General features: G+C 53.1%; 22 protein-coding genes and 1 pseudogene. 3 read left to right on the top strand and 20 right to left on the bottom strand.

Annotated features, from left to right (window positions below; translation table 11 throughout):
* The 9 genes from M2416_RS10045 to M2416_RS10005 are packed head-to-tail and all read right to left on the bottom strand — an operon-like array spanning position 1 to position 9,755.
* Positions 1–996, bottom strand: a complete 996-nt coding sequence (locus tag M2416_RS10045; protein ID WP_259223641.1) for an HAD family hydrolase — start codon at positions 994–996, stop codon at positions 1–3.
* A complete protein-coding gene (locus M2416_RS10040) occupies positions 993–2,009 on the bottom strand; it encodes an oxygen tolerance domain protein (RefSeq protein WP_259223639.1) in 1,017 nt (338 codons plus the stop codon). Before M2416_RS10040 ends, M2416_RS10045 begins: the two co-directional genes overlap by 4 nt.
* On the bottom strand, positions 2,006–3,529 hold the full coding sequence (locus M2416_RS10035; protein ID WP_259223637.1) for a tetratricopeptide repeat protein: 1,524 nt from the start codon (positions 3,527–3,529) through the stop codon (positions 2,006–2,008). Before M2416_RS10035 ends, M2416_RS10040 begins: the two co-directional genes overlap by 4 nt.
* Positions 3,526–4,503: a VWA domain-containing protein gene (locus M2416_RS10030; protein ID WP_259223636.1), complete on the bottom strand. Its 978-nt coding sequence runs from the start codon at positions 4,501–4,503 to the stop codon at positions 3,526–3,528. The genes M2416_RS10035 and M2416_RS10030 overlap by 4 nt, the downstream gene beginning before the upstream one ends.
* Entirely contained in the window at positions 4,496–4,936 is a 441-nt protein-coding gene (locus M2416_RS10025; protein WP_259223634.1) for a DUF4381 domain-containing protein, read from the bottom strand. The genes M2416_RS10030 and M2416_RS10025 overlap by 8 nt, the downstream gene beginning before the upstream one ends.
* On the bottom strand, positions 4,937–5,842 hold the full coding sequence (locus M2416_RS10020; RefSeq protein WP_259223632.1) for a DUF58 domain-containing protein: 906 nt from the start codon (positions 5,840–5,842) through the stop codon (positions 4,937–4,939). It abuts the gene before it with no gap.
* Positions 5,842–6,840, bottom strand: a complete 999-nt coding sequence (locus tag M2416_RS10015; protein WP_259223630.1) for an AAA family ATPase — start codon at positions 6,838–6,840, stop codon at positions 5,842–5,844. Before M2416_RS10015 ends, M2416_RS10020 begins: the two co-directional genes overlap by 1 nt.
* Entirely contained in the window at positions 6,837–8,132 is a 1,296-nt protein-coding gene (locus tag M2416_RS10010; protein ID WP_259223628.1) for an anaerobic sulfatase maturase, read from the bottom strand. The genes M2416_RS10015 and M2416_RS10010 overlap by 4 nt, the downstream gene beginning before the upstream one ends.
* A 48-nt stretch (positions 8,133–8,180) precedes the next feature.
* Entirely contained in the window at positions 8,181–9,755 is a 1,575-nt protein-coding gene (locus M2416_RS10005) for an arylsulfatase (RefSeq protein WP_259223626.1), read from the bottom strand.
* 245 nt (positions 9,756–10,000) lie between these two features.
* Here M2416_RS10005 and M2416_RS10000 point away from each other — a divergent pair.
* A pseudogene (locus M2416_RS10000) lies at positions 10,001–10,429 on the top strand (transposase); the annotation flags it as partial.
* Between the two features lie 485 nt (positions 10,430–10,914).
* Here M2416_RS10000 and M2416_RS09995 read toward each other — a convergent pair.
* The 11 genes from M2416_RS09995 to M2416_RS09945 form a co-directional block, all read right to left on the bottom strand.
* The gene (locus M2416_RS09995; protein ID WP_310504011.1) at positions 10,915–12,276 is read right to left on the bottom strand and encodes a YncE family protein; all 1,362 of its coding nucleotides are present in this window, start codon (positions 12,274–12,276) and stop codon (positions 10,915–10,917) included.
* A gap of 360 nt (positions 12,277–12,636) precedes the next feature.
* Positions 12,637–13,185 (bottom strand): hypothetical protein, encoded by a 549-nt coding sequence (locus M2416_RS09990; protein WP_254846115.1) that lies wholly within the window; start codon positions 13,183–13,185, stop codon positions 12,637–12,639.
* Between the two features lie 235 nt (positions 13,186–13,420).
* Positions 13,421–14,308, bottom strand: a complete 888-nt coding sequence (locus tag M2416_RS09985; protein WP_259223620.1) for an alpha/beta fold hydrolase — start codon at positions 14,306–14,308, stop codon at positions 13,421–13,423.
* A gap of 21 nt (positions 14,309–14,329) precedes the next feature.
* Complete coding sequence (locus M2416_RS09980) at positions 14,330–15,133, bottom strand: pyrroline-5-carboxylate reductase family protein (RefSeq protein ID WP_076947551.1); 804 nt, start codon at positions 15,131–15,133, stop codon at positions 14,330–14,332.
* Positions 15,134–15,146: 13 nt separating this feature from the next.
* A complete protein-coding gene (locus tag M2416_RS09975; RefSeq protein WP_076947550.1) occupies positions 15,147–15,899 on the bottom strand; it encodes a VOC family protein in 753 nt (250 codons plus the stop codon).
* Positions 15,899–16,420, bottom strand: coding sequence for an L-2-amino-thiazoline-4-carboxylic acid hydrolase (locus M2416_RS09970; protein ID WP_259223617.1), 522 nt, complete (start codon positions 16,418–16,420; stop codon positions 15,899–15,901). Before M2416_RS09970 ends, M2416_RS09975 begins: the two co-directional genes overlap by 1 nt.
* 22 nt (positions 16,421–16,442) lie before the next feature.
* Entirely contained in the window at positions 16,443–17,288 is an 846-nt protein-coding gene (locus M2416_RS09965; protein ID WP_259223982.1) for a transporter substrate-binding domain-containing protein, read from the bottom strand.
* A complete protein-coding gene (locus tag M2416_RS09960) occupies positions 17,275–18,030 on the bottom strand; it encodes an amino acid ABC transporter permease (RefSeq protein ID WP_076947547.1) in 756 nt (251 codons plus the stop codon). Before M2416_RS09960 ends, M2416_RS09965 begins: the two co-directional genes overlap by 14 nt.
* Positions 18,031–18,039: 9 nt before the next feature.
* Positions 18,040–18,738: an ABC transporter permease subunit gene (locus M2416_RS09955; protein ID WP_076947546.1), complete on the bottom strand. Its 699-nt coding sequence runs from the start codon at positions 18,736–18,738 to the stop codon at positions 18,040–18,042.
* 10 nt (positions 18,739–18,748) lie between these two features.
* Positions 18,749–19,489, bottom strand: a complete 741-nt coding sequence (locus tag M2416_RS09950; protein WP_076947545.1) for an amino acid ABC transporter ATP-binding protein — start codon at positions 19,487–19,489, stop codon at positions 18,749–18,751.
* Between the two features lie 372 nt (positions 19,490–19,861).
* Entirely contained in the window at positions 19,862–20,464 is a 603-nt protein-coding gene (locus tag M2416_RS09945; protein WP_167691725.1) for a DJ-1/PfpI family protein, read from the bottom strand.
* Positions 20,465–21,075: 611 nt separating this feature from the next.
* On the opposite strand from M2416_RS09945, the gene M2416_RS09940 reads away from it, so the two are divergent.
* Complete coding sequence (locus M2416_RS09940) at positions 21,076–22,101, top strand: amino acid ABC transporter substrate-binding protein (RefSeq protein ID WP_041145578.1); 1,026 nt, start codon at positions 21,076–21,078, stop codon at positions 22,099–22,101.
* A gap of 65 nt (positions 22,102–22,166) precedes the next feature.
* Positions 22,167–23,345, top strand: coding sequence for an amino acid ABC transporter permease (locus tag M2416_RS09935; protein ID WP_259223610.1), 1,179 nt, complete (start codon positions 22,167–22,169; stop codon positions 23,343–23,345).
* Positions 23,346–23,358: the final 13 nt, after the last annotated feature.

Here is a 23,358-nt window from a genome sequence, read left to right as displayed (position 1 = left end):
TTATGGGGCGCACTTCTCACGATCGAAGACGGTTTTCCAGTCCTGTTTCATGTCCACTACCGTCCAGCCTTTCTCTTTTGCCACACTCAGACCGTCCACCAGCTTTCCACTCGCAGAAGGATGACTGTCATAGGCATATTCTCGTTTATCATCCGTGTGATGAACTAATAACCCAAAGGTTTTAAAGTCCGGATTGGCAGCTGTGTATTGCATCATCGCTAAATCGCCATCACTGTTGCCAAACGCCGCCACCGGACGTTGCCCCATAAACAGATGAATGGCGACCGGCTTGGCGGCAGCATCATCGTTGAAGGCTCCTTTCATTGTCTTACGCAACTGGGTGCCGTTATCGGTCAGCGAAAATTCGCTCAGGGCGAACGAACCCACTACCTGCTCAGGCGGTATGCCGTACATTTTTTTTGTCAGTACACGCATAAAATCAATACCGCCTCCGGAGACAATCCAGGTTTTAAATCCGTTCTCGCGCAGATAATCCAGAAGTTGTCTCATCGGCAGATAGCCCATTGTGTCGTAGCGGCAGCCAAAGCGCTTATCTCGCTGACTGTCCACCCACTGACTGACGCGCTGGGTGAATTCATCGGTGGTCATATTACTGTGGGTAGCTTCCAGTAATTGCATCAGCCCTTTCTCACCGGAAGCGGCAACCGTTTTTAAGTCGTTATTCAACACGGCACTCATCAATCGATCGGTTTTCCACTCAGGATGCTGTGGCGCAAGTCGTTTGATTTCATCCACTGCAAACTGTAGCTGGAATGTCAGCGGCGCTTCAGGCCACAGCGTGCCATCATTATCAAACACCACGTAACGATTCTCAGGAGGTATATAGGTTGCTCTGTCGTGATTAGTCGCATTTTGCACCCACTGCTCGATAGCGCGTTTCGCCGAAGTATCATTCCATTCCGAAAGCGGATCTGCAGCCTGTGCAGCACAGGTTGCGCTGAACAGAAACGCACCGATAATAAATTTATGCTTCATCGTTTACTCCTTTTTCCTGGCGTCAGTTCAGGTAGCGGAACCGGTGTCCAGAAATGTCGCCAGAGATGATAGAAATAGTGCAGGCTTCGCCACAACATGCGGCGAGTAAACCAGATAACAACGGCAATAATGACAATACCCGCAATAACCAGCGCGGTTTGCCAGCGATTTTCGTCAGTGGTTCCTCGCAGCACGGATTCGCTACCCGCTGCACGCGCGGCCGCGACCGGCAGTGTTGAACCGGGTAATTCAGCGACCTGCCATTGCTGATGTGCCGTATCCCACCAGCGTAATTTGACTGGAGGTAACGAGATATTGCCCGCCAGTGAAGGCAGATAGCGTAGTGTTTCGACTCGTTGAGCGCCTTCAATCTCGCCACGGCCTGATTTCAACAACGTGTTTTCCGGCGTCAGGCGTTGCGTATCGGTACCCGGAATGGCGTACAGGAGCTGTGGTATCTGAGTGGCCATGATGCCGTTGGCTTTCACCGTCACGGTGCGTTCAACCACATCTCCGGCGTGGAGCGTATTGTCGTTGCTGGCATGATACTGGGTGATTTTCTGGCTTAATGCGAGGTTGCTGGCAGGCAGGAAGCGATCGGGCTGTTCCACGCCTTTGGGCCAGAAGACGGTTGTTTTCAGCTCAGGGAGTTGCACCGTAACCGGAGGCTGGCCGGCAGATAAGAGCGTGACTTCCGTGGCCGGCAGCCGCAGTTCTCCCTGATCCCAGGCGATAACCTGTCTTTCCAGCCGCACTCCGCTCCAGCTGATGCCATTTTTCTGGCGACTCAGCAGTTGGTTTGGCAACGGTGTCGTCATTAACGACCCGTTTTTAATCTCGAATTCTGGCCATTCTGGTGGTGGGTTAAACCAGCTATCTGTCCAGAAGGTAACCGCAATCCGCACTGGCTGACCCGGAGTAACCTGCTCAGGCGCATCCAGTTCTCGCGTGATATCCATCGCAGCGTACGCAGGGAATACCGTAAGCAACAGCAGAAAGAGCAAGACTTTCATGGTTCCTCCTGGGTATTGGCGCGATAGAGATTTTCAAGCAGACCGGATGGCGAGACTTCCAGGTTCTCAAACCACTGATTTATCTGGGGACTGCTGCTGGCTTTCGGCTGAATATCCTGCTGATTCACACCCTGCCCCTTCTTCAAATCGTGTTTAATTTCATCCGGCTTATAATCCTGCTCTTTACCCTGTGCGGCCTGGCGGTCTCGCTCTTTCTGGCGTAACGCCATGATAATTTTCGCAACCGCAGCACGATTTTTATGTGCCATCTCCCAATCAGGACTCAGGCTCAATGCGCGATCGTAGCTATTCAACGCCTGCTGCCACTGTTTTTGCTGCGCATAACTGTTGCCAAGCCAAAGCTGAGTTTCGGCGGTCTGCGGAGCCTGGCGAAACGCCGAGGCAGCAGCGACAAAATCGTCGGCGCGGTAAAAAGCTATCCCTTGCCAAAGCGGATCCTGGAAGCGCTGCGCGGCTTTGACGTAGTCTCCGCTGCTGAAGGCAATCTGTCCCTGCATATCGGGGCTTATCCACGTATCCTGCCAGGCTGCGTGGATTTGCGGTGCATACAGCAGCGGCATCAGAACCACAAGCCAGCAAATCAACTGTCGACGACCGAAAAGTAGTAATATCAGCATCGGGAGCGTCAGCAGGTAGCCGCTGTTCTTCCAGTGCAGATCACCTCGCGCGTTATTCTGTGACGCTACCGATTGTTGAATATGGCTGGTAATAACCGCTACATCGCTGTCGTCACTGGTGACCAGGGTGACCGGAATACCGCTATCACGAATACTGCTGAAACGCTCGACGTTCAGGCGCGTATCAATCCCGCGTTGCGCATAGATTTCCGGTAGTTCTCCGCCACGAGCCGTTCCCGGTACCCAGACCTGCAGCGGTGCGTTGAGTTGCGCAAGCCATTTGGCATCCTGGGCAGAGACGTTATCGGCAATCAGTAAAATATTGCGGGGTGCATTGGGCACTTCCGGCATATTTTTCATCGCTAGCGCAATGGCCCGCTTCAGTCCGGAGCCTTCCCCTTCGGGCAACAGATTTGGGCTTTGCGCATGTAAAAACAGCGAGTAAAACGACGGGTCATTGGTTAGCGGCGTAGTAAGCCAGGCGTTGGCGTTATAAACCACCAGCCCAAAATGATTCCCCGCTGATTTTTCCATCAGCTGCATAATTTTGCTCTGCATCCGCTGATGGCGGCTGGGCGCGAGGTCCTGGGCGTACATCGCCGGGTCTTGTTGCAGTACCACCATCAAATTACTTTGCTGCGTCAGCGCGGCAGGTAATTCACGCTGCCATGTAGGGCCAGCCAACGCGAGCACGCCCAGTGCACAAAGCCATGGTAATACCCGCGTAATCCGCTTTTTGCGCCCGACGATCAACGCTCTGGCAAAGGGCTTGTCCATAATCTGATGCCAGGCGCTACGCTGACCGCTCGCCACGAACCACAACAGAGCGCACGGGATCAACGCAACCAACCACCAGGGATGGATAAAATGAAACTCACTCATTCCGTTTTCTCCCGGATAAAGCGCCCAACCGCGAGTAATATCATTAGCCCCAGAGCCAACAGCAGCGGCCACTGAAATAGCGGTACATGCCAAGACCAACCTATCGATTTCACCTGCACCGGCGTAATAGCATCAATTTCTTTCCACACGCTATCGAGAGCAGCACCGGTGTTGGCGGCTGTCCAGGATTTCCCACCGGTGATCTGCGCAATGCTCTGCATCAGCGGCAGATCGACTTTGTCGTCTCCAGTGCTGTCCAGATCGCCAAAGGCGATAGTATGCACCTGGACATGATGCGCCGCCGCCAGCTGCGCCGCCAGCGACGGAGCCAGCTGCGACGCCGTATCATTGCCATCGGTCAGCAGGATTGCCAGCTTGCTGGCATCTTTGTTAGCGGTACCGTCGAGCAGTTTCACGCCAACACCCAGCGCATCACCAATCGCCGTTTGTTGACCAATCATGCCCGGGGCCAGTTGGTTAATACGCGTTTGTAACGCCTGCTTATCTTCGCTGACCGGGGCAAAAGGCCATGCCTGACTGGCAAATATCACCAGTCCGATACGGTCGGTCTCACGTGCGGCGACAAACTTACGCACAGAGTCCTGAACGGCCTGCAGACGGGTAACGCCGCCCTGAATGTCATTTTTCGCCATTGAGCCGGATACATCAAGAATCAATACCACGTCACGCATCGGCTTCTGGATATGCTGCGGTGGCGTCAGATACTCCGGGCGACAAAGCGCGACAACCAGCAAGACCCACACCAGCCAGAAAAATAGGCTGGATAACTTGCTGGCGCGTACCGGCTGACTGTTGAGCTTCAACTCATCGATCAGTTCGGGTAGAAATGGCACACGGACCTGCTCTTTAACTTCACGATCCTGCGACAAGAAATAGCGCCCGATCAGCGGCAGAAAAATCAGTAATCCTGCCCAAGGCCAGGCGAAATCAATGCGACTCAGAAACTCAGACATAGGGCAGTCTCTCCAGCCAGTTTTTTAGCTGAACCTGCAATCGAGCGTTGTGGTTGGCATCAAGCTGATTATCGGGCTGGCAATATTTTGCGTTCAGTTGTTCACGTAAATCTGGCTCGATATCCACCTGCTTTAGAAGTTGTTCGGGAGAGAGGGTCTGACTGACGATGGCCCGAGGCTGATGCATCAGCAGGATCCGTTTGATCAAGGAAATCCAGCTATCCACGCTGTGCGTGTGCTGCAGGGAGGACAGTGCTTCCCGACGCCATGCGTTGCGCCGCCAGCGCGCCAGGCGGAACAGCAAAAAGATAACCAGCGCAACCAACAATACCGCGCCCAGTCCCCACCAGCCGGGTGGTAACGGAAACCAGGAAATGCTCTGGGGTAGCGCCGGAAGTAATAGCTCCGGTACGCTAAATCCTTTCTCCAGCATTCAGACTCCCTTTTGTAACTGTTTGATAAGGTCCTGTGTGACCACTATCTGATTAACCCGAATTCCAAGACGCGTCAGTCGGTTTTCAAGTCGAGCCAACCGGGAAGTAATACTGTGCTGAATGTCATCTTTCAGCTGTGGCGAAAGCGAAAAGGCGGCATCACGCCCCTGATAACTGGCAGCCAAATCACCATGCGCCGGGAGCCTTAGGTGGAGATCGTCCAGGGTGACAAATGCACTGATTTCGCAGCGTCTTCTCAGGGCTGCGAGCAGCGCTTCGCTGGCCGTATCCAGGTCATGGAAATCGCTGACAATAGCCACCCAGGCCCCGCTGGGGATAAGCTGACTGGCTCGCTGCAGCACGTGGGTGAGCGTAACGGATGCTGTCGCTTCGTTGGGATAGCGTGCAGGTAAGGCCTGGTTGTAGAGAAGAACATCATCCAGCACGACGGGTAGATTGCGGGTAGGAGAGCGACATTTTTGCAGGCTTAATTTTTCGTCGCTGAAAACGATGCTGCCAATACGGTCGCCATCATGCCAGCTTCGCCAGGCCAGCAGTCCGGCAATTTTCGCAGCGGCAACGGATTTGGTTTGCCCGCGGGTGGAAAAGTACATATCCAAACGTTGGTCGACAATCAGAAACACCGGTCGCTCACGTTCTTCGTTATACAAACGGATCCACGGCGAACGCAGACGAGCTGTAGCCTGCCAGTCGATTAAGCGCACATCATCTCCGGGTTGATAGCGACGCAGACTGTCAAAATTAAGCCCACGCCCCTGCTGTCGTGAGACTCGCTCCCCGGCCAGAGCCCCTGGAGGGATTTGCCCCGGCGGGTTCGATAGCAGCCGCGCCTCGCCGGCAAGTGCCAGCAGCGTATCTCGTTCTACCTTCAGTACGCCTTTCATTACGCAACCACGGCGTTGAGTAGCATACGAATGACATCATCTGGCGAGCAGCTGTCGGCATTGGCCTGATAACTCAACATTAGACGATGGCGCAATACTGCTGGGGCGACGCGCTGAACGTCTTCAGGGTTCACCGCATTACGCCCATCAAGCCACGCCAGCGCGCGGCTGCATCTGTCGAGCGCCAGGGTTCCACGAGGGCTGACGCCAATAGATATATACCCGGCAAGCGTATCGCTTACGGCCTGCGGATGACGGGTCATCTCTACCAGGTTAACGATATATCTTTCTACAGTCGGTGCAACGTAAATGGCGGCGATTTCCTGCCAGCAGGTACCGATTTCCTGCTGAGAAAGCATCAGTGTTTCAGCCGAATCGACGACGGGCACCTCGCTTGCAGACTGATATTTCTGCTGCTGCTCTGCGCGTACCATTTGCATCACTTTCTGTTCATTCTCGCTTGACGGATAGTCCACCAGTACCTTCATCAAAAATCGATCAAGCTGAGCTTCCGGTAATGGCCAGGTACCTTCCTGATCCACCGGGTTCTGCGTGGCCAGCACCATAAAAACGCCAGGCAATGGCCAGGTTTTTCCGGCGACGGTCACGTGACGCTCTTCCATCGCCTCCAACAATGCTGACTGAACGCGCGCCGAGGCGCGGTTGATCTCGTCGGCCAGAATGATGTTGCCAAATACGGGACCGGGACGAAAGCGGAACTGATCTTCCTCACGGGTGGCATTCTGCTGGTAAATCTCACTGCCGGTGATGTCCGATGGCAGCAGATCTGGGGTGAACTGAATACGGCGGAAATCACCCTCTACATGACGGGCAAGCTCACGTACCGCACGGGTTTTCGCCAGCCCCGGCAAACCTTCTAGCAGCACGTGACCGTCACAGAGCAGAGCGATAATCAACATGCGCACCAGCGACTCCTGGCCCAGTACCTGTTGATTCATACGTTGCTCAAGTTCAAGTAGTTTCTCTCTGTTCGTCATTTGCGCAATCCTGCAAAGTCGCGTTTCAGTAGCGTAGAGATACCGACCAGGATCGGTTCGGCGTAGTTGAAGAAAGCTTTAATACCTGGACAGAGGTAGTTAAGACCCGCTTCACCGTCCGGCGTGCGGACAATACGATTTTTCGGGCACTCGCCCCAACACAACTTCAGATACGGACACTGTTTGCAGTATTCCGGCAACGTCTCTTTTTTTCCTAAACCAAAGGCTTTTTGACGCTCTGAAAACGCCATATGTGCCAGTTTGGTGTCGGCAATATTGCCAATCTGGTACTCCGGGTAGACGTAATGATCGCAGGAATAGATATCTCCGTTTTTTTCCACCGCCAGGCCTTTTCCACAGAACTCAGATGCTGTACAAATTTGCGCGGGCATCCCCATGGTCTGCGCCACCGCCGTTTCAAACAGATTCACCTGCACGCGGCCTAAATCGTTATTCACCCACTCTTCGAAGACCGTCTTCAGGAACGTGCCCCAGTCTTCTGGATCAACCGACCAGTCGGTGACAATAGAGTCTAAATCGCCCGGTTTTGCGCGGCGCGAACCGGTCATCGGGATGGTTTCATCACGCCAGAACTGGGGCGCAGTGACCTTAAAATCAACGGGTTCTACGCATGGGTTAAACTGCACGTAGGTTGCGCCCAGCTCGCGGGTGACAAAACGGTACACATCCAGCGGGAATCGCGCATTGGTACGGTTGACCGTGACCAGCGCGTTAAACGGTACCTGGTATTTTTTCAGCGCTTCAACGCCCTTCATCACTTTGTCGAACGTTGGTTTGCCGCTACGCGTTACGCGGTAGCGGTCGTGCAGTTCCCGGGGACCATCAATCGACAGACCCACCAGAAAATGATGTTCTTTAAGAAACTCGGCCCATTTATCATTTATCAGCACACCATTTGTTTGTAAGTCATTTTCGATGCGCTGGCCGGATTTTTGATACTGCTTCTGGAATTTGACGACCTTTTCAAAAAACTCCAGCCCCATTAAGGTGGGCTCTCCACCCTGCCAGGAGAAAACAACCTGGTCACCATCCTGACCATCGATGTATTGGTGAATAAAGTTTTCCAGCACTTCATCACTCATTCCGGTGTGACGGTCCTGATGCAGTAACTCTTCTTTATGCAGATAAAAACAGTATGAACAATCGAGATTACAGGTGGAGCCAGTTGGTTTCGCCATCACGTGAAAGCGTCGTTTATATTCTGGCCCCGTGCCGTCGTACTTTTCCGCAGACGGTAACGCTTTAACAGGCAAAGTCGTGCTGTACTTCATCGCGCCCCCTGGTTACCGGGTGGTTGCCCACCCGGATAATGACAGCTATTAATTACTCTTCGCGCCTTGCTCAATCAGCGATTGAACATCGGAGACGGTGAATGACCCTGGTTTCTGACGAGGTGGGAACTCCTGGAAGCTTTGCAGCATGTCGCCGACATATTTCTGTGCTCCACCCAGCAGGAACAGACGACTGTAGAACCAGCTGTTGTAGTCCATACCAGTATCGCCTTTCTCAAGCGGATCTATTTCCAGATCGAAAATCATCGGAACGCGAAGCTTGGTGAACGGATAACGCCAGACATCCATTCCCGTATGCTCCTGAATCATAAAGTGCGCCTTCCAGCGGCCATAGCGAATTGCCAGTAAATCGCCGTCATCGCTCCAGTAGAAGAATTCTTTACGTGGGTCCTCGCCTTTACCCTGCAGGAAATCAAGCTGGTTGTAGCCATCAAGATGTACTTTGTATGTGATAGAAGGTGTTTTGTAGCCTTTTAACAGTTGCTGTTTGATATCCGGAACGCCAGCAGCGGCGACCAGTGTTGGGAACCAGTCATTACTAGCGAAGATATCGTTAATCATTGTGCCTGGTTTAATATGACCAGGCCATTTGACCATTGCCGGTACGCGGAAGCCGCCCTCCCAGCCGGTATTTTTCTCACCGCGGAATGGCGTCATCCCTGAGTCAGGCCAGGTTGCAAGCATGGGACCGTTATCGGTGGTATAGAGCACGATAGTGTTATCTTCTATGCCGAGATCTTTGATTTTTTTCAGCACCTCACCAACCGTTTTGTCATGCTCAACCATGCCGTCGGCATAAGTCCCAAGACCCGTTGCTCCAATACTGGCATCTTTCAGGTGAGTTTTATTATGCATTCGGGTTGTGTTGTACCAGGTAAAGAATGGCTTACCGGCTTTAACCTGACGCTCCATAAAATCGTTGTTGGCGGCGAGGGTCTCATCATCCACGGTGCCCATACGCTTAATGGTCAGGGGGCCCGTATCTTCAATTTTACCGTCCGCGCTGCTCTTAATAACGCCGCGAGGGCCAAACTGTTTACGATAGGCTGGGTCTTTCGGATAATCCGGGTTTTCAGGCTCTTCTTCTGCGTTCAGGTGATAAAGGTTGCCAAGGAATTCATCAAAACCGTGTGCAGTCGGCAGAAATTCATCCCGGTCGCCAAGGTGGTTTTTACCAAATTGTCCGGTGGCATATCCCAGTTGCTTGAGGATATTAGCGATGGTTGGGTCATCTTTGCTCAACCCTTGCGGAGCCCCCGGCATACCAACTTTGCTCATCCCCGTTCGGAACGGCATTTGTCCGGTAATAAATGAGGAACGCCCGGCGGTCGAACTTTGTTCGGCGTAATAGGAGGTGAACTTAGCGCCTTCACTGGCAATACTGTCAATATTTGGTGTCTTATATCCCATTGTTCCCTGGTTATAAGTACTTAAATTCCAATAACCCACGTCATCACCAAAAATGACAACGATATTAGGTTTTGAACTCTTTTGTTCTGGGGCCGTTGTAGCGGGCGCTGCATAAGCTGCAGTGATGGCACTTGATGCAAGTGTGAGCATACTGGCCAGCACTGTCCGTTTAAATGGAACGGTTTTGAGCATGGTTGAACTCCTTGTGTTAGAGGTAAAAAAATTATAGGAAACAATTTAATAATTTGATGTTTTTAATTAAAAAGATAAGTTAACCAGCTATTGAATGTGACTGATGTGTATTTCAATCACAATACGAAAGAAAGACGAGGTCTCAAAAATGAACGACGCTAAAATGATCCCTTCCCTTTGTTCAGTACCGGCGTAAAGTGGTTTTTTCCGGCCTTTCTTTTCCTGAATAAATGAGGTCATCCGGCATGAAAAAGACCCGTTATACCGAAGAACAGATTGCTTTTGCCCTGAAGCAGGCGGAAACAGGCACGCGGGTGGAGGAAGTCTGCAGAAAGATGGGGATTTCCGAGGCCACGTTTTACAACTGGAAGAAGAAGTTTGGCGGCATGGGCGTGACGGAACTGCGCCGCTTGCGCCAGCTGGAGGAAGAGAATCACCACCTGAAACGGCTGGTCGCCGATCTCAGTCTGGACAAGGAAATGCTGCAGGACGTCATCCGAAAAAAGTTCTGAGGCCGGTGCAGAAACGCGAAGCGGTGGAGTATCTGCTGGCGGCGTACCGCATCGGGGCGGCTGATGATGCAGAGCCGCACGGTCTACAACTACCGCAGCTGCCGCGATGACCGGGCCATTACGCAGCGGATACGGGAGATTGCAGAAACCCGCATTCGTTACTCCGTTATCATCTGAGCCTGATGTGCAGTATTCTATTTTGCCTGTAGTTATTTCAACCGATTCAGCCAGGACTCCGCGTCGTTCAGCAACTCACTGCTGAAGTTCTCAATTGTCATGTGTTATGCCATCGAAGCGCGGCGCGGCAAAGTTGTAGGCATCGTCTTCTTCCAATCGTAATGACCGCATGACCCGCAGCTGTGCGGAAAACTGGTGTTAGCGCGCACGCAGTCGTCGAAGCTGCGAGCGCATCGCCACGCCCGCTGAGCTTTTGCAACGCCCGAAATCACCGTGGATCGCCTCTCCCACCATTTGCATCCACTAATTTTACAGGCTCCCTAAGACGTACTTGCTTTAATAATACAGCGAGGGCCGTCTGGTCACTTGAGGTCGCGGATGGATCCCCAGCCCATAGACGGCTGGGGATTCATTATTATGCCGGACCTGGTGGGGCCCCCCAAGCCACGCGTCACGCAGCCTTCATGCCGTCACTGCCTGGGCGTGATTTTCGTCACCGAGCCCGTTTGGACCTTATCCCCGACGCTGCCATACATAGACACCAGATAAACGGCGCCATCAGGCGCGACGGTCAGATTGTTTGGCGTATCGTCCATCGGAATATTGGCGACCAGCTTGCCGTCCCGATCGAGAACCGCAACCGTTCCACCCGCGCGCGTCGCGGCGAATACCTGCGACGTCACCGCATCCCAGACGACGGATACGCCCCCGGCGCCAATATAGGTATCAGCGAGAAGCTTGCCGTTCGCATCAAGCACCACGACGTTGTTCGTCTCCTGGGAAGCGATATACAGACGGCCGGTTGCCGGATCGCGAGCGATATCCGTTGCACCTTGCGCCTGGGGTACTTTCACCGTCGTGCTCTTGCCCGTTTTGAGATCAATCCAGCCTACCCATGGCGTATCGCGGCTGACGCCGTAGAGCTTCCCTTCGCTGCTGTCGAGGGCCAGATCCGTACTGTAAAACAGGTCGCGGCCACGGTCCGCCACGAACTCCAGCTGACCGATGTGCTCAAGCGTGCTGGTGTCATATACCTCGATAAAACCGGTCAGCGCAGCGCTGACATAGGCCCGATTGTGGGCTTCATCAATAATCACATCGCGTGGATGCGCGACCGAACCCTCCGGAAAGACCTTGACGACGGAAAGCGTCTTCGCGTCATACACGGTCACCGTCCCGGCAAGGGTGTTCGTCGTCCAGACATGCTTATGGGCATTGTCAACACCGACGCCGAAGACGCCAATTTGTTTGCCCTTTTCATCTTTTGGCAGCACGGCCTCCGCTTCGACAGCCAGCGTTCCGGCGTTCAATCTCAGTAGACGGCTACCGTCCTTGGGCCCGCGCGCAGAGGTCACGAACAGCTTCCCATCGGCTGAAACGGCTGATTGGTACGCCCGTTCGCCGACGGGGACCGTTTGCAGCCTGAAGGTATCGGCGTTTTTCGGGGGAACAATTTTGGACAGCTTCAACATGACCTGCGAGACGCTCGCGGGGTTTTGCGTGATAACGGTGAGCGGATGAAGGCCAATCTCGGCAGTGGCCGGAACGGTCAGCGGAATATTGAGCGTTCCCGCCCCGTCGGCGGTCAGTGGTTGCGGAGTCAGGGCTTCAGCACCATTCAGCAAGGTGACGGTTGCCCCCGCCGGAAGGTTCTTAATCGTGACTTCGGTTTTATCGCCTGGCTTAACAGGGACTTCCCTTGAACCGGCGCGGATACTGCCAGGAAAGGTCGTATCCGCGGTTTCCCAATGGCTGGCGGCAAATGCGGTTGTGGCGGTTGACATCGCAACGGCGGACGCCAACAGCACTGCGCGGACTGATATTCTTATCATTTTATCCCCATAAATTATATTGATGCAGCACCTCAGCACAGGTAGCGTCGGCGCCCACTCGTAGTCTTATGTTCCGCCATGATGAAATATTTATCGTCAAGAGCGAGTACAACATACTACTTAACGGAAATAATTATTATTCTTATTTATGGTGATGTGATTTATGCAGGGGGTAAAGTCGGAAGCTCGGGCGGCCGGATTGGTTGATGGTTGTTATTCGCTGCAGGTTCGAAAATTGCGCGCCCGCCTATGCCGTTACCGCGCGCGTCTACGTTGAAAGATACGATGAGTTGACTGATTCAGCTGCGATTCGCGAGATTGAAATCGCCGGTTACCTGTAGGCATGGCAGGCCGCCGGTTTTACCTAAAGCTCCACTGCGCCGTAATGACAAATACGGATGGAATGATGATGCCAACGTCCATCCCAAAATAAGAGGTAAAATTATACTGAAAGCCATGATAGATATAGGGAGAAAAGCCTATTCCTGTTGCTTTTTTAAAATCATGATAAGACCCATGATCGCCGCAATCACTGAAAGCATCAAAGAAAAACTCACCCACGTAGCCATATATTCCTTTGAAAACCCAGCCGGTATCCCACCCTACCCAATCTCTTCTTACGCCGGCAGCCAGGCATCGGTCATCAAAGCTGTTTTTCATCGTACCCAGCACAAAACTATATTTTGAATCATCTGAGAATTTACGCTCCACGGAGATGAAGTTATTTTCAAAATTCTCAGTATACTGCCCGTGGTTGTTGGTTAAATGATATACGTATGAGCCCGTATTGAGTGAGTACAGGTTTATTTCATCCGCAGAACAGTGCCATGTAGCCAGAAATAAACTTCCGCACCACAGCCATGTGGGATATCGTTGCCGGCGATCCTGTTTATAGCGCGCATTATCCATATTCCCTCACATTGACGACAGTGCTGGTATGATGACTGCTTGTCCTGGGCTTTTAGCTGTACAAATTTTAGCATATTCAGCACGCCCGGGAGATGCACGATACGGATTGTACAGCGCAGTTCAGCCGCATATTCTGCGCCACGAAACGGCGTCCATGCCGGATCGTTATCGTCTTTAACACCCTTTCGCTCATTTCAGCTTTTACTTCGCGGTACTCTTTTCACCGCCATGCATCTCACTTGTAATCGATAAAGTTCAGGATAGCCTCGTTGAACTCTTTCGGTGCCTGAATAAACGCGAAGTGGCTGGTATTGGGTAAAATCAACAACCCGGCATTCGGGATGGTGTTAGCAATATATTCCAGATGCTCCCGCACAATGGCCTCGTCACGATCGCCATCAACAATCAGCACCGGAGCCGTGATTTTCTTGAGATCGTCATCGCTCCAGTTCGGCTGTGTGGCCCACATATGGCCTATCTGTTCGACAAAGGCATCGTACTGGTCGGGCGTTTTTGACAGCTTGCGGTATTCATTCCCGGCCCGCTCGATATAGCTGGCAAAGACCGGGTTCTTTTCGGTATCAGGTTTGACGCCGCTGGTTTTCGTATTGGGGGCAAAGGAGAAAATGCGGTTCACGCGGGTCGGATGGCGAATAGCCAAATCGATACCAATAATTCCCCCATCGCTCCAGCCGACAATATCCGCTTTCTTAATGTTCAGATGATCGAGCAACGCCACCACATCATCACTCATTAAGTCGTAGCTGTAAGGGCGCTCGTCACGCGTGCTGCGTCCATGGCCCCGGCTATCAACCACGATGACCTTATGATGTTTCGCCAGCGCCACAACCTGTTGACCCCAGTAATCGGAATTCGCCAGCCCGCCGTGGAGCAAAACCACCGGTGCACCCTCTCCGGTGGTGGCGTAATAGAGCTGGATTCCGTTTACGCTGGCATACGCGGGTTTTAGCGCGGCGACAGGTGCTGGCGTTGGCGGCAAATTTTTCCAGCGCTCCCCCCAGGCTAGCGGGGATTGCGGGGTCACCGACCAGGCCGCAGAACTGCCCAACGTCCCCATCACACAGAGGAGTCCGGCGAGGAATAGCGTGTTTTTTCTCTTCATAGCGATCGCTCCTGATAACGTTTACTGCGCCTCACCCAACTCACGGGTGCGTTTCACCGCCGCCAGCACGCTGCGTTGCAGACCTGCAGCGAAATCGCTGTTGTTAAGCTCATACAGCCCATGGATCCCGACGCCAGCCGGGGAGTTGTTGATATCGAGTAGCTGCCTCGGGTGTTTCTGGCTTAGGCGCAGCATCTCTATCGCCCCCTGCAGATTTTCCAGAACCACCTCAGTTGCCTGCGCGCGCGACAGGCCGGCCAGCACGCCTGCATCGGTAAACGACTCGATAAAGTAATAAATGTAGTTCGGCCCGGCGACGCCGAAGCCGGTAAAGATATCAATAAGCCGTTCCGGCAGGTAAAGCACCTTGCCAAAACCGCTGAGAAAAGGCGCCACCCGTTCGGGAATTGCCTGCGCGTTCAGAACCACCCCGCTGTAGCCAAAGCCGGTATCGGTAAGCGTATTAGGGATAACCCGGGCAATGGGGTTTTCCGCCCCCAATACGGTTTCGAGTTTGTGCAGCGTCACCCCGGCAATCAGCGAGATCGTCGTCGTTGCGGCAGAAAGGTGGGGCCGAATACGTTCGGCCACGCTCGACAAATTGTCCTGCGGGCGGATCCCCAGCACCACCAGTTCGGCCTCGCGCAGCGCATCCTCTTGCGGCGGTTTCCGCGCCAGGCCATAGCGTTCAGCGAGCGCAGCGATACGGTCAGGATCGATATCCTCCAGCGAAATCTCTTCCGCGCGAAGCGTCCCCGCCGCCAGCGAGGCTCGAATAATGGCCTCCGCCATTTGTCCGGCACCAATAAAATGTACATTTGCCATGCGCAGTGACTCCTTATTGAAAGCGATATTCGCCGTTACCGACGCGAAAGCGTTGGCCTTTCAGCGCCGGGTCAGAGACGTTAAAGACCAGTTCGACTAGCCGGTTGTCCTGCCCCTGGAGAAAAACAAAGCGCTGTTGACCGACAGCCAGCCCCTCCGGCAGCTCATTGAACCCGAAAAGCGCGTGCCAGTGCGCGCGCGCGGCCTGCGGGTCTTGCACCGCAAAAACTGCGCTCTGCAATGTGACCTCGCCTGCGGGATGCGGCCCGTCGAGCCCCTGAGCACGTAGCCGCGTCAGCCGTGCGTCATCGCCCTCTCCCCACTGCAGAATAAAGGGATACGGCAGGCCGTTAAAATCCCCATCGACGGTGAAAATACGCCAGCTAATGATATTGCCCTGCGGATCGTTACGCTGGCCGTCGACAATCGGAGAGACATTCAGCCCCTTGCTGCGCAACTCCGCATGCGTCTGGTCAATATCATCCGTGCGCAGCGCCACCCGATGCAGCGCCTGGTTTTCCGGCAGCAGCTGTGCCGCGTCGCGGGAGAGCAAAAAATCGGCCTGCGCCGACGCCAGCTCGGCACGATCGTAGATGGCGAGAAATTCGATATAGGTCAGTCCGAAATAGCTGAGCGCATTCCAGGTCCCCCAGCCGGGGTGACGCCCGCCGGCAAGTGCGCTGAGCTTGTGGCCGGCAAACGTGGCAATCGCTTCGTTCGGCTGATTGACAAACTGAACGGCGTGATCCCATTTTAATGTTGTCATTACGCCTCCTGAGTCTGGGAAAAACGCAGGCGGCAGGCAGCATCACCCCGTGCCAGCGTGGCCTCAACCGCTAACTGCATGCTCTCGAATGCATCGGTTAACGCATGATCCCCTGCCATGCAGATATCACACAGCGTCTCAATCTGGCGGGCATCGCGCCCCTGCTGACGCCAGCAGTTGACGTAAGGGCAATAATGGAACAGCACAATAAACTCTGACGGGCTGACCGAAACGGTCTCCATTTCGTAAACCCGCGATTCCAGCCCGCGGGTAAAAAGAGCGGCAAACTCCTGCAAATCGTTGCCGCGACGCATCTTCGCGCGGACGGAATGCCCGATATCACGGCCATAACGGCGGATAGCGTCGCGCGCATAATCGTCGGGCTGATTGCGCTGCCGGGATTCATCAAGCAAATAGCCAAGCGTTGCGGCGCGCTTTTCGGTGATCGCACGCAGCGCAAGGGTAACCTCGTCGTCCAGGCTCGGCGCGTTGTGCCCCGAAGCGGGCTGTTGTGTATTCATCAGGCAGCACTCCCCTAAAAAATCATTCCCAGTCGGTGTTCACTTTGACGTTTTCCGCCCCCGGTAAAGCGTAAACATCTTCGTCGTACCACTTGCGGGACAGTTCGGCGAGCGTGCCGTCTTTTTTGAGGGCGGCAAGCTCGTTGTCGATGGCTTCGATCAGTTTCGGGTCAGCATTCTTTTTGTATAAATAGACGTTGGGGAACAAGCCGACGGACTCAGAGGCTTTCAGATTAAGATTGAGGGCTTTGTTTAACGCCAATAATGCGCCAATCGGGTAAATAGCCGCATCGTACTCTCCGGAGGCAACGGCTTTGAAAATGTCCGCGGCAGATTGCTCGCCGTTCGGCTGGAGATTGATTTGCTGGCCTGGGTGCTTTTTGTTGTAGTTATCGATAACGGTATAGCGCGCATCAGATGTATGAATCGGCACCAGTTTCTTCTTACCGCCGGCAAGATCTCCCAGCGTATGAATATCATTTTCGTTGTTACGCACAATTAAACGCAGGTCGCTGATACCCGAAGGCTGGCCAGAGTGCGCATACTGTGCCGCGCGCTCTTTCGTGAGATAAAAATGATCCGCTGCGAGGGTATAGGCGCCGGTGGACAAACCGACGATCATCGCATCCCGGGAGACTGCATTAAAATGGAACTTATAGTTGGTGAGCTGCCGATCGATGATTGTTAATAACTCACCGTCGTAGCCGGTAATATTGTTATTATCATCCACAAAGCTGAACGGGAATCCGTTCGCATTAACCACCACCTCAACGGTTTGCGCATTCGCGCTTTTTTCGGCCGCCTGGGCCATCGTTACCTGCATTGCCAACAGCAGCGAACCCAACATTAACACCTTATTTTTGAACATACTTCTTTCCCCAAAATGAGTGAGATGGAACCACTTTTGGCGCATGGTTTTTCCACCGGTTACTGAGATACTCCTCGATATGTCGCAATATCCGGGTAAGCACCAGACAGAGCGCAATATAAATAATCAGGACGATGCAGTAGGCCTCCACGTAATGAAAACCACGCGCCGCAGCAATATTCGCCTTTGCCATCACATCAACCACCGTGATGGTATAAACCAGCGACGTATCCTTGATCAGGTCAATCAGGACGCTGGTGTAGTTGGGTAAAGCGGAGACCGCCGCCTGCGGGAAAATAATGCGCCGAAACCGGGTAAAACCGGTCAGGCCTATCGACCATGCTGCCTCTCGCTGCCCCTTTTCAACCGAATTCCACGCCGAACGAAACGTCTCTGCGAAGTACGCGCTAAACACCACTGAAAAAGCGGCTACGGCGGCCACCAGCGGCGAGAGCTTGTAGCTGAACGGCGTATCCTGCGGTCCGCCAAAAAGCCCGTTGGCAAGCCACGGCCAGACGTAAAAAACAAAATAGAGCATCACCAGCATGGGGATCGAGCGGCCAAAAGAGATAAACACCGTGACCAGATATTTCACGTAAGGCACGTCGCGGATCATCACCCAGGCCAGAATAGCTCCTGACAGCGTCGAGAAAATTAACGATAAAAAGGTAATCAGCAAGGTTATCGGTAGTGCGCTGAGTATAAAGGTGAAATTATCCCGGATAAAATCGATGCTAAACATAGTCGTGTTTTACTCCAGTAAATATTGATACTTTTTCTCAATGCGGGTAGTGAGATAAAAGATAATAACGTTAAGCAACCAGTAAATAAGAATGACGCTAATAAATGCCGCGACCTGCTTCGCACCATAGCTGTTCTGCGATATTTTCTGTGCCCGGCCAAAAATATCGACAATGCCAATAATATTAACCAGCGAGGTCATCTTTACGAGGTTGATTAAAAGATTGCCAAAGTTGGGAATGGCGATAATGAGTCCTTGCGGAAAAATGACATGCGCGATGCCAATATACCAGGGAATATTCAGACTCCGTAGCGCCTCTTTTTGTCCTGGATCTACGGCGTTCCATGCCGAGCGCAGCATTTCTGCAAAATAGGGGCTAATGCCAACCGAGATAGATAATATGGCAAAGGTCATATCGCTAATCAGTAATGCCGGCAGCTCAAGTGCTGAGAGAATCAGTTTGCCGCCGAAGAAGAACAGCAGGATTAACAGAGCCAGCGGCGCCCCGCGCAGCACATCGGTATAGGCTTTCGCCAGCCAGCTCAATAGCGATGAACGGCTAAACTGCAGGACCGCCGCCACCAGCCCAAGCGCCAGGCCGAGCAGCAGAGAGGCCAGCGTAATACCCAGCGTGACCGGCAGGTTTTCCAGTAATTTCGGCACAATGAACAGCAGATCGTCGAGAGTAAATAGCGGCTGTGGATTCATCGCGTTGACCTCAGGCGTGGAAACGTAATCGGGCCAAAAACGCCTGCGTCCGCGTGTGCAACGCCGCCCCAAAAATCTGCTCAGGCGGCCCCTGCTCCACGATCTCGCCATTTTCCATAAACACCACTCTGGAGGCGACCTGCCGGGCAAACGCCATTTCATGAGTCACGATAATCATCGTTTGCCCGTTGGCGGCAATATCCTGGATAAGCGTCAGGACTTCGCCCACTTTTTCCGGATCGAGGGCTGAAGTCGGTTCATCCAGCAACAGCACCGCCGGGTTAATTGCCAACGCGCGGGCAATGCCAATACGCTGTTTCTGCCCGCCAGAAAGGCTGTTTGGATAATGGTCTTTTTTATGCCATAGCCCGACCTGTTTTAGCAGACGTTCGGCGACCGCCACCGCCTCCTGACGAGGTCGTTTTTGCGCATAAATCAGGCCTTCGGTGATATTTTGCAACGCGGTGAGATTATGAAACAAATTCCAGGACTGAAAAACCATTGCGGTTTTCGCGCGTATTTTTTCAATCTCTTTTTTTCCGGCTTTCGCGCAGTCGACAACCGCATCATCGATCTCTATTTTCCCGCTATCGGCGGGCTCAAGAAAATTCAGCGTGCGCAATAATGTCGTTTTTCCTGAGCCGCTCGGGCCAATAATGCAGATAACTTCCCCGGTATTAATGGAAAGCGACACCTCTTTTAGTATGGGTTCGCCAGTAAAACTTTTACTGATTTTATTAATAGCAATCATTATCTTATTTTCGCAGCGAGCTATCCCTGATAAATGCGCAACGGTGGCATTTATTTCTTTTCGAAAACTATATTGCCGCGAAGGCCATCAAGACAAACAAGAAAAAAACATATCGAAAGTTGAAAAACAGATTTCCGCCGTCTGCCATTTTTGCTGAAAATAGCATATTCAGACTATTGCGAGGATATAAAAGGCGAAGAGAAGAACGATCCGCTATTTATCGGCGCGGATCGTGCGTGACATCCTTTTTTTAGCCGCTCACTGCTGCGCCCGCTATGGTCACCCGGCGCCGGCTAAGGCCATTAGCCCAGCAAAGAACCTGCAGGCTGGAGGCTGGAGGCTGGAGGCTGGAGGCTGGAGGCTATCAGCACCCTAAATCGTCGGTTTGTTCTCGGTCCAGTCAAATTCCAGCTGTTTCGCGGTAAGCTCCGCAAGCGCTCTGTCAGAAAAACGTTCGACTAAATGTAGACTCATATCAATACCCGCTGAAATCCCGGCGGAGGAGACAATGGCGCCCTCATCTACCCAGCGCAATCCTTCTTTTACTAAGACTTGTGGAAACATCATGCGGAAATCTGCAATATCCTCCCAGTGCGTGGTGGCGGATTTAGCGGATAAAATGCCGGATTTAGCGAGCAAAAAAGAGCCGGTACACACTGAGGCGGTAATTACCGTTTTTAACGACTGCTGGTATATCCATTCAATGACGCCACTCTTTGCCAGCTCCGCATCGACAATCCCGCCGGGGATAATCAGGCAATCTATGGGGGGATGATTATCTATCGTGGCTTCAGGGGAAAGCTGCAGTCCTGCGCGTGCCCGTATGGTTTCCCGCGTTTCGCCTACCGTAAAGACGTTAAACAACGGTATCTCGCCCCGATGAACCCTGGAGGCACAGGTGAAGACTTCATAAGGCCCGGCAAAATCGAGGACTTCAACATTATCAAAAATATAGATCCCGACCTGTATCGACATAGATTAACTCCCTCGATAGTGCGTAGAAACAGGAAAAATAGTTATCGCGCCAACGAATATCAGCGTCAGGCTAAAAGCGGCAATTCTAACCGAGCTTCCGCACGGTGCTTTAAACTCACGATATTATTATCAGTCGGGGCTGAATGTTGCCAATACGAATTAAACATTACCCTGGCATCTTCAGCATGAACTGATGCCGGTTATCCCGGATGATACCTGGCGTTTTGCCACCTTTGCATTCGCAACGAATGAAACAGCACCCCCCTTAATGGTAACGATAGTTGCAGTTAATACGCTGAGGTTTTAGCGGTAAATCTCGCGCTCCCGTCAGCATGTGCCCTTCTTCGTCGCGCACGCTGCTTTCTTATCGTGAAACTTTTGCACTCATTTTGCCCACCATGACTCGTGTTGTTCCCTTTTAGTGCTCATGCGTAACCGTAACTTTGCTGATGATTCAGATAACAAAGCGCTCTTCCTATGAATTTCAGCGATCTATAAACATGGCATCAAAATTGCCTTAACGAAAACGGCGGACCGCCACTGGAAAATACGCACGGTACAGTGCTCAACACAACCACATAACAACACGATTTATCCACACAGGATGATTTATGAAAAAGATAATGTTCTCCACCCTTGTCGCCGCGGCCTCTCTGCTCGCGGTCGCACAGCAGGCACATGCTGGCACCACTTTGGATGCAATTAAGAAGAAAGGGTTTGTTCAATGCGGCATCAGTGATGGTCTGCCGGGCTTCTCTTACGCCGATGCGAACGGCAAATTCACCGGGATTGATGTCGACGTCTGTCGCGCGACTGCGGCGGCGGTGTTTGGCGATGCCAGCAAGGTTAAATACACCCCGCTGACGGCAAAAGAGCGCTTTACCGCCCTGCAATCCGGCGAAGTGGATATTTTGTCGCGTAATACCACCTGGACCTCTTCACGCGACGGCGGTATGGGGTTCATATTCGCGGGCGTCAACTATTATGACGGCATCGGCTTCCTGACCCATCAAAAGGCTGGTCTCAAAAGCGCGAAAGAGCTGGATGGCGCCACCGTCTGCATCCAGGCCGGTACGGATACCGAGCTGAACGTAGCCGATTACTTCAAAGCCAACAAAATGCAATATACGCCGGTGACCTTCGACCGCTCTGACGAATCAGCGAAAGCGCTCGACAGCGGCCGCTGCGACACCCTGGCTTCCGACCAGTCTCAGCTGTACGCGCTGCGTATTAAGCTGGGCAAACCGGATGAGTTTATCGTTCTGCCGGAAGTTATTTCGAAAGAGCCTCTGGGGCCCGTCGTGCGCCGCGGGGATGACGACTGGTTCACTATCGTTAAATGGTCGCTGTACGCCATGCTCAACGCTGAAGAAATGGGGATCAGCTCGAAAAACGTCGATCAGATGGCGGCAAAACCGTCCAACCCGGACATCGCTCACCTGCTGGGCTCTGAAGGCGACTTTGGCAAAGACCTGAAGCTCGACAATAAATGGGCGTTCAACATTATTAAACAGGTCGGTAACTACCAGGAGAGTTTTGACCGCAACGTCGGTAAAGACAGCGCTCTGAAAATCGCGCGCGGCCAGAATGCGCTCTGGAACCAGGGCGGCATCCAGTACGCACCGCCGGTACGCTAATCTGCCTTCCAGTTGGGTACCGCACCCTGCGGTACCCGGTGCGATTTTTTCATTGAGGTTTCAACATGTCTCAACGCCCAACCGTAAAAAGGGATTTTTCGTTCGGTAATCCTACGGTTCGCGCCTGGCTTTACCAGATAGTCGCCATTGTCGCCGTGTTTGCCGTTGTGGGATATCTGATCCACAACACGGTGATCAACCTGGCCAATCGCGGTATTACATCCGGTTTTGGTTTTCTTGAGCGCAGTGCTGGTTTCGGCATCATCCAACACCTGATTGATTACACTGAAGGTGACACCTACGCGCGCGTCTTCCTTGTGGGGTTAACCAATACCCTGCTGGTTTCCGCGCTGTGCATTGTTTTTGCCTCCATTCTCGGATTCTTTATCGGTCTCGCGCGTCTGTCCGATAACTGGCTGCTGCGCAAGCTCTCGACCATTTACATCGAGACGTTCCGCAATATTCCGCCGTTGTTGCAGATTTTCTTCTGGTATTTCGCCGTACTGCGTAATCTCCCTGGCCCACGCGAGGCATTAAGCGCATTCGATCTGGCGTTTGTCAGCAACCGCGGTCTTTACATCCCGTGGCCCACCTATGCGCCTGGCAGCTGGCCATTCGTTATCGCCCTGGCGCTGGCGATCGCCGGCAGCATTGGATTACGGCATTACAACCGCCAACACCAGTTGAAGACCGGTCAGCTGCGCCGCACATGGCCGATAGCCGCAGCGATAATCGTCGTCTTCCCGCTGATAGCGCATATGCTGTTTGGCGCCGCCACCCACTGGGATGTCCCGCAGCTCCGTGGATTTAACTTCCGTGGCGGGTTCGTCATGATCCCGGAGCTGGCTTCGCTGACGCTGGCGCTGTCGATCTACACCTCTTCGTTTATTGCTGAAGTGATTCGCTCCGGTATCCAGTCGGTCCCGCATGGACAGAGTGAAGCGGCCCGCTCGCTAGGTTTGCCGAATCCGGTGACCATGCGGCAGGTGATCATCCCCCAGGCAATGCGGGTCATCATTCCACCGCTGACCAGTCAGTATCTCAACATCGTGAAAAACTCGTCGCTGGCGGCGGCGATCGGCTACCCGGATATGGTCTCGCTGTTTGCCGGTACGGTGCTGAATCAGACCGGCCAGGCTATCGAGACCATTGCCATCACCATGGCGGTCTACCTGATCATCAGTCTGATAATTTCGCTGCTGATGAACATCTACAACCGCAAAATCGCGCTGGTTGAGCGTTAAGAGAACGGAATGA

Source organism: Klebsiella sp. BIGb0132 (assembly GCF_024810075.1).
In the GTDB taxonomy this organism is placed as follows: domain Bacteria; phylum Pseudomonadota; class Gammaproteobacteria; order Enterobacterales; family Enterobacteriaceae; genus Klebsiella; species Klebsiella terrigena.
Note: the sequence above shows the minus strand (reverse complement) of the source record. Positions and strands in the feature narration are given on the sequence as shown.